The 15475-nt window shown below is 46.3% G+C and carries 11 protein-coding genes and 1 CRISPR repeat array (1 of these 12 only partly in view); of the genes, 3 read left to right on the top strand and 8 right to left on the bottom strand.

The features are described 5' to 3' along the window. Window positions 1-226: 226 nt before the first annotated feature. The 4 genes from H6G50_RS05165 to H6G50_RS05155 form a co-directional block, all read right to left on the bottom strand. A complete protein-coding gene (locus H6G50_RS05165) occupies window positions 227-370 on the bottom strand; it encodes a hypothetical protein (RefSeq protein ID WP_190713913.1) in 144 nt (47 codons plus the stop codon). 703 nt (window positions 371-1073) lie between these two features. Next, window positions 1074-1214 carry a hypothetical protein gene (locus H6G50_RS23960; RefSeq protein ID WP_206756560.1) on the bottom strand — a complete coding sequence of 47 codons (141 nt, stop codon included), beginning with the start codon at window positions 1212-1214 and terminating at the stop codon, window positions 1074-1076. Window positions 1215-1346: 132 nt separating this feature from the next. Further along, window positions 1347-1487, bottom strand: coding sequence for a hypothetical protein (locus H6G50_RS05160; protein WP_190713911.1), 141 nt, complete (start codon window positions 1485-1487; stop codon window positions 1347-1349). Window positions 1488-2259: 772 nt separating this feature from the next. Then, window positions 2260-2532 (bottom strand): hypothetical protein, encoded by a 273-nt coding sequence (locus H6G50_RS05155; RefSeq protein ID WP_190713909.1) that lies wholly within the window; start codon window positions 2530-2532, stop codon window positions 2260-2262. A gap of 559 nt (window positions 2533-3091) precedes the next feature. Between H6G50_RS05155 and H6G50_RS05150 the strand changes: the two genes are divergently transcribed. Next, window positions 3092-4381, top strand: a complete 1290-nt coding sequence (locus H6G50_RS05150) for an NB-ARC domain-containing protein (protein ID WP_190713907.1) — start codon at window positions 3092-3094, stop codon at window positions 4379-4381. Continuing rightward, window positions 4378-6168: a serine/threonine-protein kinase gene (locus tag H6G50_RS05145; RefSeq protein ID WP_199302709.1), complete on the top strand. Its 1791-nt coding sequence runs from the start codon at window positions 4378-4380 to the stop codon at window positions 6166-6168. The genes H6G50_RS05150 and H6G50_RS05145 overlap by 4 nt, the downstream gene beginning before the upstream one ends. Before the next feature lie 9 nt (window positions 6169-6177). Here the strand turns inward: H6G50_RS05145 and rsmG are convergent, their stop codons facing one another. The 4 genes from rsmG to H6G50_RS05125 all read right to left on the bottom strand — a co-directional run bounded on the left by rsmG (window position 6178) and on the right by H6G50_RS05125 (window position 13437). Beyond that, window positions 6178-6915, bottom strand: a complete 738-nt coding sequence (gene rsmG, locus H6G50_RS05140; RefSeq protein WP_242032716.1) for a 16S rRNA (guanine(527)-N(7))-methyltransferase RsmG — start codon at window positions 6913-6915, stop codon at window positions 6178-6180. A 73-nt stretch (window positions 6916-6988) separates the two neighbouring features. After that, window positions 6989-7672, bottom strand: a complete 684-nt coding sequence (locus tag H6G50_RS05135) for an energy-coupling factor ABC transporter ATP-binding protein (RefSeq protein WP_190713903.1) — start codon at window positions 7670-7672, stop codon at window positions 6989-6991. Window positions 7673-7911: 239 nt separating this feature from the next. Beyond that, window positions 7912-11391: a transcription-repair coupling factor gene (mfd, locus tag H6G50_RS05130; RefSeq protein ID WP_190713901.1), complete on the bottom strand. Its 3480-nt coding sequence runs from the start codon at window positions 11389-11391 to the stop codon at window positions 7912-7914. A gap of 834 nt (window positions 11392-12225) precedes the next feature. Beyond that, the gene (locus H6G50_RS05125) at window positions 12226-13437 is read right to left on the bottom strand and encodes a family 10 glycosylhydrolase (RefSeq protein ID WP_190713899.1); all 1212 of its coding nucleotides are present in this window, start codon (window positions 13435-13437) and stop codon (window positions 12226-12228) included. A gap of 395 nt (window positions 13438-13832) precedes the next feature. On the opposite strand from H6G50_RS05125, the gene H6G50_RS05120 reads away from it, so the two are divergent. After that, on the top strand, window positions 13833-14675 hold the full coding sequence (locus H6G50_RS05120) for a slipin family protein (RefSeq protein ID WP_190713897.1): 843 nt from the start codon (window positions 13833-13835) through the stop codon (window positions 14673-14675). Window positions 14676-14879: 204 nt separating this feature from the next. Further along, a CRISPR array of direct repeats spans window positions 14880-15475; the repeat unit is 37 nt; unit sequence GTTTCAATCCCTGATAGGGATTAATTGAAGTTGCAAC; it runs 305 nt beyond the window's last position.

The following is a 15475-nucleotide window of genomic DNA, read 5'->3' as shown; positions in this document are numbered from 1 at the left end:
TAGCGTCAACTTAAGGTGAAACACTTAGCCAGCGGTGGAACTCAAGTTCCACAGCGATTAGCTGAAACCCGTTGAAACGGGTTGGATACATTTGAATTTCCCAGTCCTATTTATAGGACTTGAGTTATTAGCCTTGGGTTTGAACCCAAGGCGGGCTATGCGAACAGGTTTAAGCTTAAGTTGACACCAATGATGTCCCTACTAAAAATTGGGGACTTGTATAAACTCAGTTCTTCTTCTTCAATGTCAAAGAAGCGCCCGTCACCTCAAAAACTTCATCCGGTTTTTTCGGCGGATCGGGTTTCTTTTCCTTATGGGTGAAAAACAGCGTCGAAAGAACTCCAATTGCAAGCAAAGAAATCGGATCCATGATGTCCTCCTGAAAGTTATGTCAATGTTGAAAATTCTGGGTTCGCAGTCGGTATGACTGTCCCGTTAGGGTGCATTGTGAGAGAGCGAAGTCCGCGATCGCACGCGCAATCTCCCCTTTAAGCAAAAGTGCTTAGTTTTGTCTTTCTCACTTTATTTAGCACAAGTTTTATATTATTCGTTCTGCGTGAGAAGTCAAGCGATCGGTAAAATTACGTTACAAAGGGTGGGACTGAGAGCGGGCAATGCGCGCGCTTTCCCCGACGAATAGGGGTTTTGAGTCAATAAGGCAAAGTTAAACATCGTTAGTTTCCATTAATTTGGGACAAACGGTTCTATATACTTCTCTGCAAAATGACCTAGGTTTTACGCAACGTAATGTAAAGTTTTGTTAAAATCGTTCGCTTTGCTTTTAGTTACATCGTGTTGAAGAAGCAGAGTATTATATACGACATCCCGAATCTAAGTGTAAAGACATAGCTCTGCTCTGTCCGATAAAACCAATCTGCGGCAGGAGGTTACAAAAATTTCTGCGGTAAGTTACAGCGCAGAGCGAAATCTGTTTGTTTATCTGAAAAACTGACTCGCGCCTCACACAACACCCATAGAAATAAGAATAAAAACGATCGCATTACCGGCTAATCTCTCGATTTTTAGCCGATAATGCGATCGCGCGTTTTGAACCCCGAATTTTAACTCAGTCTTTACTTCTTCTTCAGGGTTAAGGAAGCTCCGGTTACTTCGTAGACTTCATCCTTGGGCGGGGGTGGCGGGGGTTTCTTTTCTTCGCGAGTGAAAAATAGAGTGGACAGGATTCCAATTGCAATTAACGAGATAGGTTCCATTGTTGGCTCTTAGTTTTGAAACAAGTGGAGTAAGTGATTGTACGGTGGTAAGTTGTTAAGCTGATTAACCGTACTGTTGAGTTAGCCCGTTACGAAGTGCATTTATCGCACTCCTGACTTAAAAGTCTGCCTTTACTTCTTCTTCTTCAGGGTTAAGGAAGCTCCCGTCACTTCGTAGACTTCATCCTTGGGCGGGGGCGGAGGTTTCTTCTCTTCGCGGGTGAAAAATAGGGTAGAAAGAATTCCAATTGCAATTAACGAGATGGGTTCCATTGTTGGCTCCTGGTTTTAAAATGCGCTAGGTAAAAATGCTTTTTGGCATCAGGGTTGCAGTGGGTTAAACTGTGCCGCCCTGTACCAAGTTTGTTTGACTACATAACACTTCAAGAGATTTACCCTAAAATCCGGATAAATACCCCGATAAAATTTCCTTCTCGCTCTCTGAGGGCGGGCAAGATACTGAATTCGTCGAACGGAATTTCCGATAGCTTATCCTTTCCGGGAGAAGAAGATTTCGAGGTGAAGCACCGCAGCACATCGCACTTTTAGCCTCTTGAAGCGCTCGTATTTTTCTCGATATCGCTTTGTTCTGTGTCAAATTGGGACGTTCTAAAACTCCTATTTCCGGCTCGGTTAGTCGTAGAATACTCCCGATTCGTTACAAGCGAGTTTCAATTCCTGACGTAGATGCGGGGAAGCTTTAAGCTAGTTTTCAACCCAGCAGATTTAGGGTTGAAGGCTAGAGCAACCCTCTGATGAACGAACTTTTTATAACGCTTGACTTGCGTATTACTACAGGCTAGCTCATTTTTTTTAAAAGTCAAGAGATTCGTAAAAATACGTCTCAATGGGGCTAGCCAGCTAGCATTTTGCTTATTACATGGTCTTTTCTCGTTAAGCTCAATTTTTATCGTCTTTCCAAGCGGTTTAGCATCATTTATTTATTGTTGTCTCTGTTAAACGTTTTTGATTTTACGAAACATTCTGTAAATTTTTGTTAAATTAACGCGCGGAATTATCTCTTACGGGATAGAGATGTTTTTTACTATTGTTTTCTGGTCAGCGATAGAGGCCGTAAGATTGACTTTTCAAGGTCATTAATCGATCGGGGTTCCCCGTTGGAAGACTGAATCGCGATCGACACACAGAATGCGATCGCTATTTTTAAGGATGCTGAGACGACGGGGAAGTAAAAATGTCGTTCCTCTAGCGAAGGTAGCGTTCGGGTTTTGACAAACTTGCTACTCGGTTGCATCGTTGCATCGAGTGGGGCGAGGATAATTTTTTTGAGGTACGCGATGAGGATCGCCAGCAGCACGCCCAATCATTTGGGTAACATCTGGTATCTCTGCAAGAGTGGCAGGATTTCTTCGGCTGCGATGAGTGAAGACCTGTGCGATCGCACCCCGCTCGATTCGCTGTCATCTTTGCTTCTTTATCCCTCTTTTTTTACTCACTAAGTATACAAGCAATCAATTGGGTGCTTAGAGATTGACGATTTTGCTTTCAGGAGGGTTTGAGCGAACAATCGGAGTCACTCTAGCAGGATCGAGCCTGAAAGCCTGTTCTACAGCCCCCTTCTCGAACGTATATTCTTTTCTGTGCAAAATTGCCGCTGTTTTACGATACGCAAAGTAAAGATTTATTACAACTGCCTCTGTAGTGGCGCGTTTCCGCTCGATTCCTAGGTAAAAGATTGAAAATAGAACTAAAAGCCCATAAAATGGGGTAAAACTTGTCTTATGTCCCTTTGTTCCCAATTTGTTCCGGATTTTAATTTTTCCTTTTGAATAATTAATTCGGTCAGGCGACGCAATCGTTGCTTCTCACGACCTATAATAAAATCCTAGCTTGTTTGAAAAAGAAAGCGAGGACGCTTGTTTACCGAAATTCCTTCAGAAGATTTGTATCAAATAGTCAAAAAACGCGGCGTAAGCGACAATGAGTTTGAGGCGCTCTCAATGGCGTTGAGCGGCAAACCCAACGCCCAGATTGCCAGCGAAATCGGGATTACCGATATTGCCATTCGCAAACGACTCGGCGAAGTCTACCGTAAGTTTGAGATTGAAGGTCGCGGTCCGGGAAAACTGGGCGAGTTAAAACAGATTCTCATCGCCGAGTATCAACGCTACAAGCACGGAAACCGAGAATTTCAGACGTTGCGAGAAGCACCGGCGGTTCCAGAAGCGTTTTACGGGCGATCGCGAGAACTTGAAGTCCTGAAAGAATCGATCCTACACGATCGCTGCCGCCTCGTAGCGGTGTTCGGGATGGCTGCGATGGGAAAAACCGCTCTCATCCGCTACTTTATCGATCGCGTTCAAGACCAATTTGAGTTTATCATTTGGTGCGCGATCGCCAATGCTCCCGAACTCGGAGAGCTTCTCAACACGATTCTCAGCCATTTCTCTGAAACTGAGACTATTCCCGCCAACGAAAACGAAGAAGAAAAAATCGAGCGCGTCATTCACTATTTCGGACAATATCGCTGCTTGCTCGTTCTCGATGGGATTGAAACGTTACTCAAACCGAGCGATCCCGATCGCAATTACCAAGAACCCTACGCTCTCTATAAATACTTTTTTAACGAAATCGGTTCGGAACAACATCAAAGCTGTTCGATCTTCACCTCTCAGGAAGTTCCTAAAAGCTTTCAACTTTTAAAACGAAGAGTCCCCGCCGTCCGCGATTTAGAATTAGAAAAAATCACCGACGAAGAAGCGCGACAACTTTTAAGCGGCGAACAACTCAAAAAATCTCAAGCTTGGGACGAGTTGATCCAAACTTATAATCAAACACCTTTAAAGCTGAAGCGCATCGCCCTCTTAATTAAAGAACTCTTTAATAACGATGTTGAACTTTTCCTCGAGGCAACGCGCCATAGCATTGTTCTCGACCATCTCGATCGCGAACTCCTCGAACAACAGTACGAGCGGCTGCCTCAATGCGAGCAAAGTATTCTGCAATATTTGAAACAGCAAAATAAGCTCACCTCTTACCAAAAGATTCTGCGAGATTTCTCGAAAAAATATTCAATCTCTCAACTTACGGAGTCGATTCAATACTTAAAAAGCAGAGACGGTTTTTTAGAGGTTAGCGAACAACCGGAAACCGCGTTCGCACTCAACCCAATTTTCAAAAAACTTATCGAGCCAAAATCATCTTGAATGACAGTATTCATGCAGTCTACTGTATTAACCCCGACTGCAATCGCCGCCAGAACCCCGCCCATTTAGAGTTTTGTCAAGCTTGCGAAACTCCCCTACTGATTCGCAAAAAATATCGCTTGCTTCATCCCCTCCGCGCTCTCGACTCGGAACGCTCGACCGAAATTTTTGAGGTTGAGGTGAAAGGGAAGCGAAAAGTGATGAAAATTTTGAAGAAAAGCAGCCCAAAGCTGATAGAGCTTTTTCAGAGAGAAGCCCTAGCCTTAGAAAGTTTAGACCATCCCGATATTCCCGCGATCGAGCTTAACGGAGAATTTAAAATAACGTTTAAAACAGGAAAGGTTATTTATTGTTTAATAATGTCAAAGATTGAGGGTGAAAATTTAGAGCAGTACCTCGAAAGGCGAGGAAAAATTCCCTATCAAACGGCGCGACGTTGGACAGTCGATTTGTTAAACCTGCTAGATTACATTCACAAATGCGGTTTTTTGCATCGCGATCTTAAACCTTCTAACCTAATGATTCAGCCGGACGGTCGGCTCGCGATTGTTGACTTTGGTTCGGTAAAAAAAATTACTGCTAATAATGGCTTTTCTTTCCGGGGCGCTCCTAAGAGTCAGCCATCTAGCGTCACCAGTATTGTGTCTCGAGGGTATACTGCACCCGAACAAATTTATAGTAAAGCGACGCTTCAATCGGATTTTTTTGCATTAGGTCGAACTTTAGTTTATCTACTCTCAGGTACGCCGCCAAATGAGTTTCCTATAGACCCTAAAACTGGAAAGCTCATCTGGAGAAAGCGAGCTTCAAGAGTTCCGAAGTTATTTGCAGAGCTAATCGATGACTTAATGGCTCCTTCGCCAAAAGATCGTCCCAAAGATAGCGAAACGGCTTTAAAATATCTCGATAATTTGTGGTGGAGAGGGATTGAGCGGTTCGCTAATTCATCGCGCTTCAAGCCGATCGCCACTGCCTCAGTTTTCTTAACCACAGGGTTAGCGATCGCGAGTTTAATAATTTATCGAACGGTATTTGCACCGATGCAAGCAAAAGCCTATGCGGATCGAGGTCAAACAGCCCTCGCGCAGGACACGGATAATCAATTAGCCGTAGCACGTCATAATTTTGAACGGGCGGTTCAAATCGACCCCAATCAATCTACATTTTATAACAATTTAGCATTAATTTGCACGATCCAGAAAGATTTTGAATGTGCAAAAAAAAACTATCAAAAATCTTTGATGTTGGATAAAACTCCCGAACAATTATCGATAACGTATTACAAATTAGGTCAGCTTTATGAAGAACGTCAAGAGTTTGAGGTTGCCCTCAATGCTTATGAAATCTCAATGAAGTTTCCCAATGTGTACGGTATTCAGTCAAAAAATAGTTATGCCCATCTGAAGATTTGGCAGTATGGGGAAGCAGAAGTTGCGATTAAGCTCTTGAAAGAAGTGTTAGTAGCCGCTAAGGGATTGGAGGAGGAATCGGCAGGCGATACAGAGAAAGTTGTCGCGACAACTTATCAAAATATTGGTTGGGCTTACTTACAGCAAGGGCGGTATGCAGAAGCAAAAGCGGCTTTACAGGAAGCCCTCTCTTTAGAGAAGAGCGACTCGGCTGCTCCTTATTGTTTGATGGCTAAGGTATTGCAGGCAGAGGGAGAAGATAGAGAAGCATTGAAGTATTGGAAAACCTGCCGCCAGAACGATGCAGGCAAGGCTCCGGAAGTGAAAACTTGGCAGGGAGATGCCAATCAATATCTGAATTTCAATAAAGATTCTTAAAGTTTGGGTTTAAACTTTTGGCTTGGATGGGTCGGTTTTGGCAACATTCAAGTAAATACAATGACGCACGCTATTAGAAAGGGGAGAAAAAAAGCGTTCGATCGCGGCAATCGTACCCCCATACGCAGGCAAAATCGCTTCGAGTTCGGCCAGATCGTTTTGCGTCCACTGTCCGCGATACAAAACCGCCATCCCCCCAGAACGGAGGAAAGGTAAGGCATACTGAGCGCACAACCCCGCCGTTCCGACCGCGCGAATCGTGGCTAAGTCGTAACTCCCCGCGTGGGGCGACTCCCGTCCGAGGGTTTCGGCGCGTCCGGTGAGGGTAACGGCGTTCGTCAAACCGATATCGGCGATCGCGCCATCGAGGAAGAGGGTTTTTTTGCGGGTAGAATCGAGTAGGGTGAGGTGCAGCGAGGGAAACGCGATCGCGAGCGGCAAACCCGGAAACCCGCCCCCAGTCCCAATATCGATCGCGCGCGCTTCTGTTCCGGTTTCGCAGCGTTCCAAGTGAACGACTCCCGCGATTGAGTCCCAAATATGCTTCTCCCAAAATTCCGTCGGTTCGGTAATGCGCGTCAAATTTAAACGGCAATTTCCTTCTAAAACTTCAGCATATAAGTGTTGAAACCGATCTTGTTGCTGCTCGTCGGGCTGCCATTTTAACGTTTTGAGCCAGAGTTCCGACATTTTGGGCAGTAACGGATGCTCCTCTGACTGTTGGGGTTCGCTGGATGTTTGACTCAATATATTCGCTCTCTCCTCACTCATCGGGCTTGATTTGATTTCCTCCTGCAACGGAGGGCGGTTATTTTTAGTATTATCCCAGGGCGCGCGCGGAAAGGGGAACGCCTGTTCTGGCTGCGAGATCGCGCGGTTCTACGGCTGTCAGAACGCCGTGGGTTAACTGCCAACAGCGATCGGCAATTTCCACTAACTCCCCTGCTTCGTGGGTGACGACTAACAACGTCCAGTGTTCCTTCAGTTTAGCCAGCAACTTCACCAACTGACGGCGCATCGACCAATCGAGTCCGGCGGTGGGTTCGTCTAACATCAACAGGTTGGGCTGGCGCACGAGTTGCACGGCTAAAGCGAGACGGCGTTGCTGTCCGCCGCTTAAGGTGGTGGGAGCGGTGCTAAAGGGCAGATGATCTAAGCCGACTTCTTTAAGGGCGGTTTTGAGTTGCTCGGAGCCGATTTCCGGATGTCCGAGGCGCAGTTCTTCGAGCAGGGTTCCGCCGCAAAAATGACGTTCGGGAAACTGAAAGACTAAACCGCCGAGCATTTGCAACTCGAGGAACGTTAATTCGCTACTGCCCCAATAGATACTGCCGCCCGTTGGTTCTGCTAATCCCGATAAAATTTCGAGGAGGGTTGATTTACCCGAACCGCTCGGGCCGACGACTAATCCCAACTGTTGGGGCGGGAGTTCTAAGTTTAGACTTTTGAGAATGGGCGTTGGGGTAGCTGGAGGATGGTAAACCAGATTTTTCAGATATAGCATTAACGAACTGGCAAGAATGTATCGATAGAGTCTCGATCTTGACCTTAGCATTTAATCGATGGGTTGTGCTGCGATCGCGAAACGCAGCCCAGCGCACCCTGCAACCCGCTAAGGCAAGAAATGCCCTCGAACAGGGGTTATACCAATTCTCATTGATTTTGCACGATTCCAGAAGAGGGCATAACAATGTGGCTGCCCCTACGACGAAAAATTTGGTGCATCGTAACTGAGAATTAGTATTAATTCAACACCGGAAGCGCCTTTTCTACGGCTCCCAACCAGTCGATTAAGCTTTCTAATTGCTTTTCTGGCTTTAGGGTTCCCAATCCGCGCACCGTCACTTTTTTGGGGCTATAAACGAAGCGGGAATGTAAATGCTTGGGCAGCTTTTCTTGAATTAATCTCCAAGCGGGTTCCTCCATTGGCGTTTCTAGGACAACGTGCTGTGCGCCTTCGGGTTTAATGCGAGAAAAAGCGAGGGACTTCGCGACTTGTTTGAGTTCGACGACTTGCAGCAGTTGCCTCGCGGGGGCAGGGATTTCGCCGTAGCGATCGCGCCAATCTTCCTCGATTTGCTGCAATTCTTTTTTAGAACTCGTGCGCGCCACGATGCGATAAGCATCCATTTTTTGCTCTAAATCGGTCATATAATCCGCCGGAATAAAGGCGGTCAACTTCAAATCTATTTGCGTATCTTCGACTTTCGGGATTTCTTGACCTTGAACTTCTTTAATTGCTTCTTGCAACATTTCCATATACAAATCGAAGCCGATCGCGTCCATTTGTCCCGATTGTTCCGCGCCTAAAAGATTGCCAACGCCGCGAATTTCCATATCCCGCATTGCCAACTGATACCCCGATCCTAACTGAGTAAATTCTTGCAGGGCGCGCAATCGCTGTCTTGCCGTTTCGGTGAGTTTACTTTGTTTGGGATAAAATAACCAAGCATGAGCTTGAATTCCCGCCCGTCCGACTCTTCCTCGCAATTGATAGAGTTGCGACAGCCCGAATTTTTGGGAATCTTCAACGATAATCGTATTCACGCGAGGGATATCTAAGCCCGATTCAATAATGGTCGTACACACCAATAAATCGGCTTCGTTGTTATTAAAGGCGAGCATCGTTGCTTCTAAATCCGCCGGATCCAGTTGTCCGTGCGCGATCGCGATTCTCAACCCCGGAACCATCTCCCGCAATTGCGCCGCGACTTCCTCAATTCCCTCCACGCGCGGCACGACGTAAAAGATTTGTCCGCCGCGATCGAGTTCGTTGCGAATTGCCGTCCGAATCGCTTCGGGATTATAAGAGGAAAGATGAGTTTTAATCGGGCGGCGAGACGGGGGCGGCGTAGTAATTAAACTCATCTCCCGAATGCCGGATAAGGACATATATAGCGTGCGCGGAATTGGCGTTGCGCTTAAAGTCAGGACATCGAGGTGAGTTTTTATCGCCTTGATTTTTTCCTTCTGATTGACCCCAAATCGCTGTTCTTCATCGACCACTAATAACCCTAAATCTTTAAATTGAACGCCTTTTCCAAGCAGTTGTTGCGTCCCCACTACTACATCAAGTTCGCCCGTTGCAAGGCGATTTAAAATATCTTTACGCTCGCTGGGCGTGCGAAAACGATTGAGCAATCCGACGTTGATGGGATAGGGCGCAAACCGTTCTTTTAGGGTGTGATAGTGTTGCTGGGTTAAGATAGTGGTGGGCGCGAGAACGGCGACTTGTTTATGAGCGGTTGTAATCGCTTTAAAGATAGCGCGAACGGCAACTTCGGTTTTACCGAAACCGACATCGCCGCACACCAATCGATCCATCGGGCGTTCGTTTTCTAAGTCGCGCTTGACATCTTGAACGGCTTTTAATTGATCGGGCGTGGGTTGGTAAGGAAAAGAATCTTCGAGTTCTTCTTGCCAGGGGACATCGGCGGGATAAGCAAAGCCAATTTGTTGGGCGCGTTTCGCATATAAATCGAGAAGATCGATCGCGACTTTTTTGACGGCTTTACGAACCTTATTTTTAGTATTTTCCCACGCTTTCCCGGACATTTTATGGAGTTCGGGCGGCGTTTTCCCGGTTTGGCGGAAGCGGGAGAGCGTATCGAAACTATCGGCAGGGACGCGCAGCACGCCGTCTGCATATTGAATGACAATATATTCGCGCTGTTCCAAGCGTTCGAGCTTCAGAAATTTGCCAATTCCGTGACTTTTATGCACGACATAATCGCCGGGGTGAAGTTTTTCGAGATCGACTTGTTTGGAAACGGCGCGGCGACGCTTGCGAATGTATCCGGCAGTAGCGAGAACGTGCTGCCCAAAAAATTCGCGATCGCTAACCACAACGAGGCGAAAGGTGGGTAAAATAAAACCTTCTAGTTCTGCTAATCCCGAATATTTAAGGGCGACGGGAATATGCTGGGTTTGCAATTTATCGATCGCGGGAAAAGCGCGGGGATTGGCGACAAATTGAGCGGGACAGTCGTGTTCTTGCAGCAGTGCGACGGAGCGAGAGGGTTGGGCGGAGATTAACCAGGTATTGAATTTATCGAGTTTGAGCGCGCTATAAATTTCGCGTTTTCCGCGCAAGATTTCGGCAAGTTTGGCGAATTGATGGGGCGTGGTGGGAATGGCGCGAGAGGACAGGTTTAAACTGCCGGTACTTTCGTCAGCAAGTTCAGACAGTTGCAGTTTTAAGAAAGATTCTGCGCTTGTTAAAGCATCATTGAAAGAACGGTGAATTTTGGGTAAAGTTGGGGCGCTTGTTGAATTGTTCGCAGCGATTTGAGTGTAAAATTCCCACTGTTCTTCCGCACGTTCTACCCAGCGATCGCTATGCGCTTCGCATTGCTCCGGTTCGTCGATCGCGATTAACGTATTGTTCGCTAAATAGTCGAGTAAGGATGCCGGTTGTTCAAAGGCAATTCCCAGATAGCGCCGCAATCCTTCTGAAGTATTAGCAATCTCATCATCGGCAGTTTCTAGGGTTATATTCGCCGTTTTGAGGGCGGCGGCGATAATCGTTGAAAAATTAGTCGGCGACAGGAGAATTCGCTCGATACGATCGAGAGAACGTTGGGTACTCGGATCGAACTCGCGAATTTTTTCGAGTTCGTCGCCGAACCATTCCAAACGCAACGGCAATTCCGAGGAAACCGGAAAAATATCGACGAGATCGCCCCGTCTTGCCCATTGTCCCTCCGTTTCCACCAACGAAACGCGATCGTAACCGAGTTGGGCGAGTTGCAGATCCAGTGTTTTTGAATCCAAACTCATTCCGACTTCGAGTTGGAGACAATAACTTTGAAAAACCTCCGGCGGCGGGAGGTGGTGTTGCAGCGCGCGTTCTGTGGCGACAATCGCGATTTCCCCCGCCGCGCGATCGCTAGACAACTGCGCCAAAACCTGCATCTGCCCCCAAATCGTCTCCGATTCGGGATCGAAAGGTTCGTAGGGCGACGCTTCCGAAGTCGGATAGAACAACACCTGTTTCCACCCCATCGCCTCCAATTGCATCGCCCAACGTCCGGCTTCTTCGAGGGTAGCGCAAACGACAAAAAGATTCTGTTGCTCGGTTTGTGCGAAGGTAGAAGCGATAAGTCCTTTGGGAAGGCGAGCGATACCGCTCAGATGCAGGGATTTTTGCGCTTGGAGCTTAGAGCGGAGTTCCTGGGTGAGCGGCGATCGCGCCAAAGTACGAATAACAGAATCAAAAACCATTGTTGCAGTTCAGTGCCGCGAAAGATATGCGTTTCTATACTCTAACCCATCTAACTTAAACTCGTTTCTAGGGGTTTGACCTTTCCACCCAAAACTCATTTCTTAGCTTCTCTCTAAATAATGATTTTTTTCCTTTAATATGTAATCCCAAAATTTGCAGAATGCCGCCCCCAAAAAGTAGGGTGCGTTAGCGCTCCTCGTAACGCACCACCTCCGAGGATGCCTCGAAATCAAACGCCGCTCCGTAGGGGCATAACACTGTTATGCCCTCTTAAGGAATCCTGCCAAATCAATAAGAATTGGTGTTGAAACAAAACACCCTTATCTTAACTTGCAACATCTCCATAGATTAATGGTGCGTTACGCTTCGCGCTCCACACCCTACTTTCTCTCTTCGAGCGAGAGGCTGCCTCAAAATCAAACGTCACTCTGTAGGGGCATAACACTGTTATGCCCTCTTAGGGAATCCTGCTAAATTAATAAGAATTGGTGTTGAAACAAAACACCCTTATCTTAACTTGCAACATCTCCATAGATTAATGGTGCGTTACGCTTTGCTAACACACCCTACTTTCTCTCTTCGAGCGAGAGGATGCCTCAAAATCAAACGTCACTCTGTAGGGGCATAACACTGTTATGCCCTCTTAGGGAATCCTGCTAAATTAATAAGAATTGGTGTTGAAATAAAGCACCATTATCTTAACTTTAAATAAATCCAAAATTCGTGGCAATATCCATTGAATATGACATTGCACAGAATCGACTCCGTTCAATTTTGAATTAAGTTTTAATGGTGCGTTACGCTTCGCTAACGCACCCTACTTTCGAGCAGTTTTACTGCTGCTGGCGCATCAAATCGTCAACCTGTGCCGCCAACGCTTTCGGATTTCCCGACAGCGGAAAAATCAAAATTCCTTTAATGTCTGGATTCTTCGCTAAATCGGGCAAACGGTTTAATTGCCGCTCCGAAATCGCAATTCCATCGATGGTTTTGATATACTTCATTTCATCTTGGAAATTTGCTTCCGTGTAAACTTGAATAAAAGCGCGATCGACTCCCCAATTTGCCCAATCTGCCGCAAAGTAACGTTTCGCCCAGTAGGGATTGTGATGGCAAAGATTGAATTTTACCGCAGGATTGGCTTGTTTCATCGCCGCGATCGCGCCTTTGACAAACTGCGTTAAGCTTGCCGTGCGATCGACTTTTCCCGGTAACTCCGCATAGTACCCTAAATAGTCGTCCCACTGCACGCCATCTACCTTGGGATATTTTTTGACGAATTCTGCTAAAATTTGGGTGTAAAAAGTCGCAACTTCCGGAATACCGACATCGAGAACATAATGTTCGACCCCCGGATGCGTGCGATCGACTCCTGCAACCAGCCAATTTTTCGCGATCGCGCGATCGAAAATCGGACTATTTTTATCGATCTTAATCCCCTTCTCAAAATAAGCCTGCACCTGCATTCCTTGCTTGTGCGCCTCATCAATCAGCCAATTTAACCATTCCTCCTCAAACTCATTCGGACAGCTTTCCATCCCAAAAGTTTGCTGCATCACCTCGCTTTTGTACATCGGACAAGCATTGCCAAAAACGCCGTGAATAATCGTATTAAATCCCTTAGAACGATAGTAGCGAACGCTCTCTCGAATCGCCTCCTCGCTGGCATTATTCGTAATTTGATAGCGACTGAAATAAATCCCGCGAATCGCCTTTTTCTGCCAAGGTGTTTGTGCTGAAGCTACCGCTCCCGGCGTAGGAGAAGACTGAGGAGGAATCGGCGAAAGGCGCGGCAATGAAACAGGAGCGGCAGTAGAAGGAGCGCCCGCTGGTGCATTTGTTTGCCCAGGAATGGCAGAAACTTCGGTAGCCGGAGCATTCAAAAAAGGAACATTATTTCTCACTTCGCTCGGCAATAACTGTCCGAGATTAAAACTATTTCTTTGGGTAAATAGCCAATAGCCGCCGCCCAGTAAAAGCACGATTAGAGATAGCGGAATACGACTACATCCACATCCACCAGACGATTTTTTAGGCTCTGACATAAAATTGTGCGTTCTTTTGCAGTATAGGTGACTATCTCTAGCTTGCCCCGATAGCACTTTTTTCCAATCTTCAGGGCAAAATTAGAATGTCATCCCCGATCGATACGAAACTGCATAGAATCTAAAAGTAGGGTGTGTTAGCGAAGCGTAACGCACCATAATCCTAACCCAAAATAGAGGGGAGTCGATTCTGTGCAAGATCGTCTTCAATAGGGATAACTGAAGCGAGCTACAGCAGTTGTCCCTTAATTTCCGCAATTTAAGATTATTTTTAAAATTCCAGACAAACTAGGCGAGAAGCGCCGTTCAATTCCTACCCGCTTCAGCCCCCAAGCTCGAAGCCAATGAAAACAGTTAGAGTAGAGATATAAAACTTTTTCCTTATAAAACGAGCTATGAATCCTGTTTCTATCGTCATTCTAGCAGCCGCGATCGTTCTCTTTAACGGTTTAAAACTCGATCGCGAGTACCAACGCGGCGTAATCTATCGTCTCGGACGCTTCAGTAATATAAAAGGGCCGGGACTCTATTGGATTGTCCCCTTTGTCGATCGCAAAGAGCAAGTCGATATTCGCACCAAAACCGTCGATGTCGCACCCCAAGAAGCCGTTACCGCCGATAGCGTCACCATTAAAGTCAACGCCGTCCTCTACTATCGCATCCTCGATCCGGGCAAAGCCATCAACCGCGTCGAAAACTACCAAATGGCAGTCTATCAAGCCGCCATGACAACATTAAGAAATGTTGTCGGTCAAAATATTCTCGATGAAGTTTTGCAAAACCGCGATAAAGTCAACCATGCCGTTCAAACCATCGTCGATGAAATTACCGAACCCTGGGGAATTGACATCGAGCGCGTCGAAATTAAAGACGTAGAAATTCCCATCGCCATGCAACGCGCAATGGCAAAAGAAGCCGAAGCCGTCCGCGAAAAACGCGCTCGTATCATCAAAGCCGCCGCCGAACAAGAAGCATCTTTAAAACTCTCCGAAGCTTCGCAAAAGATCATGGAAAATCCAGTAGCTTTGGAATTGCGACGGCTGCAAATGCTCACTGAAATTGGCGCAGAAAATAATACGACAACCTTAATCATGATGCCGTCTGATTTCATTTCTTTGGCTAAACAATGGACGGAAAGTTTACAAAATAGCGATAAGCAACGCGAGAGCGTTCAACCGATTCCCTTTAATCCTCCCGTTCAATTGCAAAAAGTTGAAGATGATGGGCTACCGTTTTAAAGCGACTGTCCTTACTGCCACATCAGGGAGGGTAATACCAATTAAAAATTAAAAATTAAAAATGAAGAAACCTAGATAGTTTTAAGCTTGCCGGTCTAGTAGGGTGGGCAGCGCCCACCAGCCAAGATTTTGGTACATTTAGCAACGTAAATTCACGTTTCAAGTAGCGCTATATCACATCAGGGGAGGAAACATTCTTTCGGTGTTTCAATCCCTGATAGGGATTAATTGAAGTTGCAACGATGCTTCCAAGGGCGTGGGAAAGGGTTTCCCCGCGTTTCAATCCCTGATAGGGATTAATTGAAGTTGCAACAATATACGAAAGATGGAGATATCGCCACTTATACCCCTGTTTCAATCCCTGATAGGGATTAATTGAAGTTGCAACTCGCTCGCGATCGCAGTAACGGTATTCTGGTATATGTTTCAATCCCTGATAGGGATTAATTGAAGTTGCAACTTAAGCCTCCCCGCAGGTGTTGCGATCGCGATTTCGTTTCAATCCCTGATAGGGATTAATTGAAGTTGCAACATACTGCGAACCACAAGACCGAAGCCAAAAAAAGCGTTTCAATCCCTGATAGGGATTAATTGAAGTTGCAACATCGTCGCCGTCGCGTTCTGCCGTGGTCAACTGAGTTTCAATCCCTGATAGGGATTAATTGAAGTTGCAACCGCGCCGATCTGCTCCCGTTCGCGTTCGAGAGCCAAGTTTCAATCCCTGATAGGGATTAATTGAAGTTGCAACATCGGCAAAGCGAAGCCCATCAATCGCGAAATTGAGTTTCAATCCCTGATAG

Source organism: Oscillatoria sp. FACHB-1406 (assembly GCF_014698145.1).
Lineage (GTDB): Bacteria > Cyanobacteriota > Cyanobacteriia > Cyanobacteriales > Spirulinaceae > FACHB-1406.
This window is presented reverse-complemented; position numbering and strand designations above follow the sequence as displayed.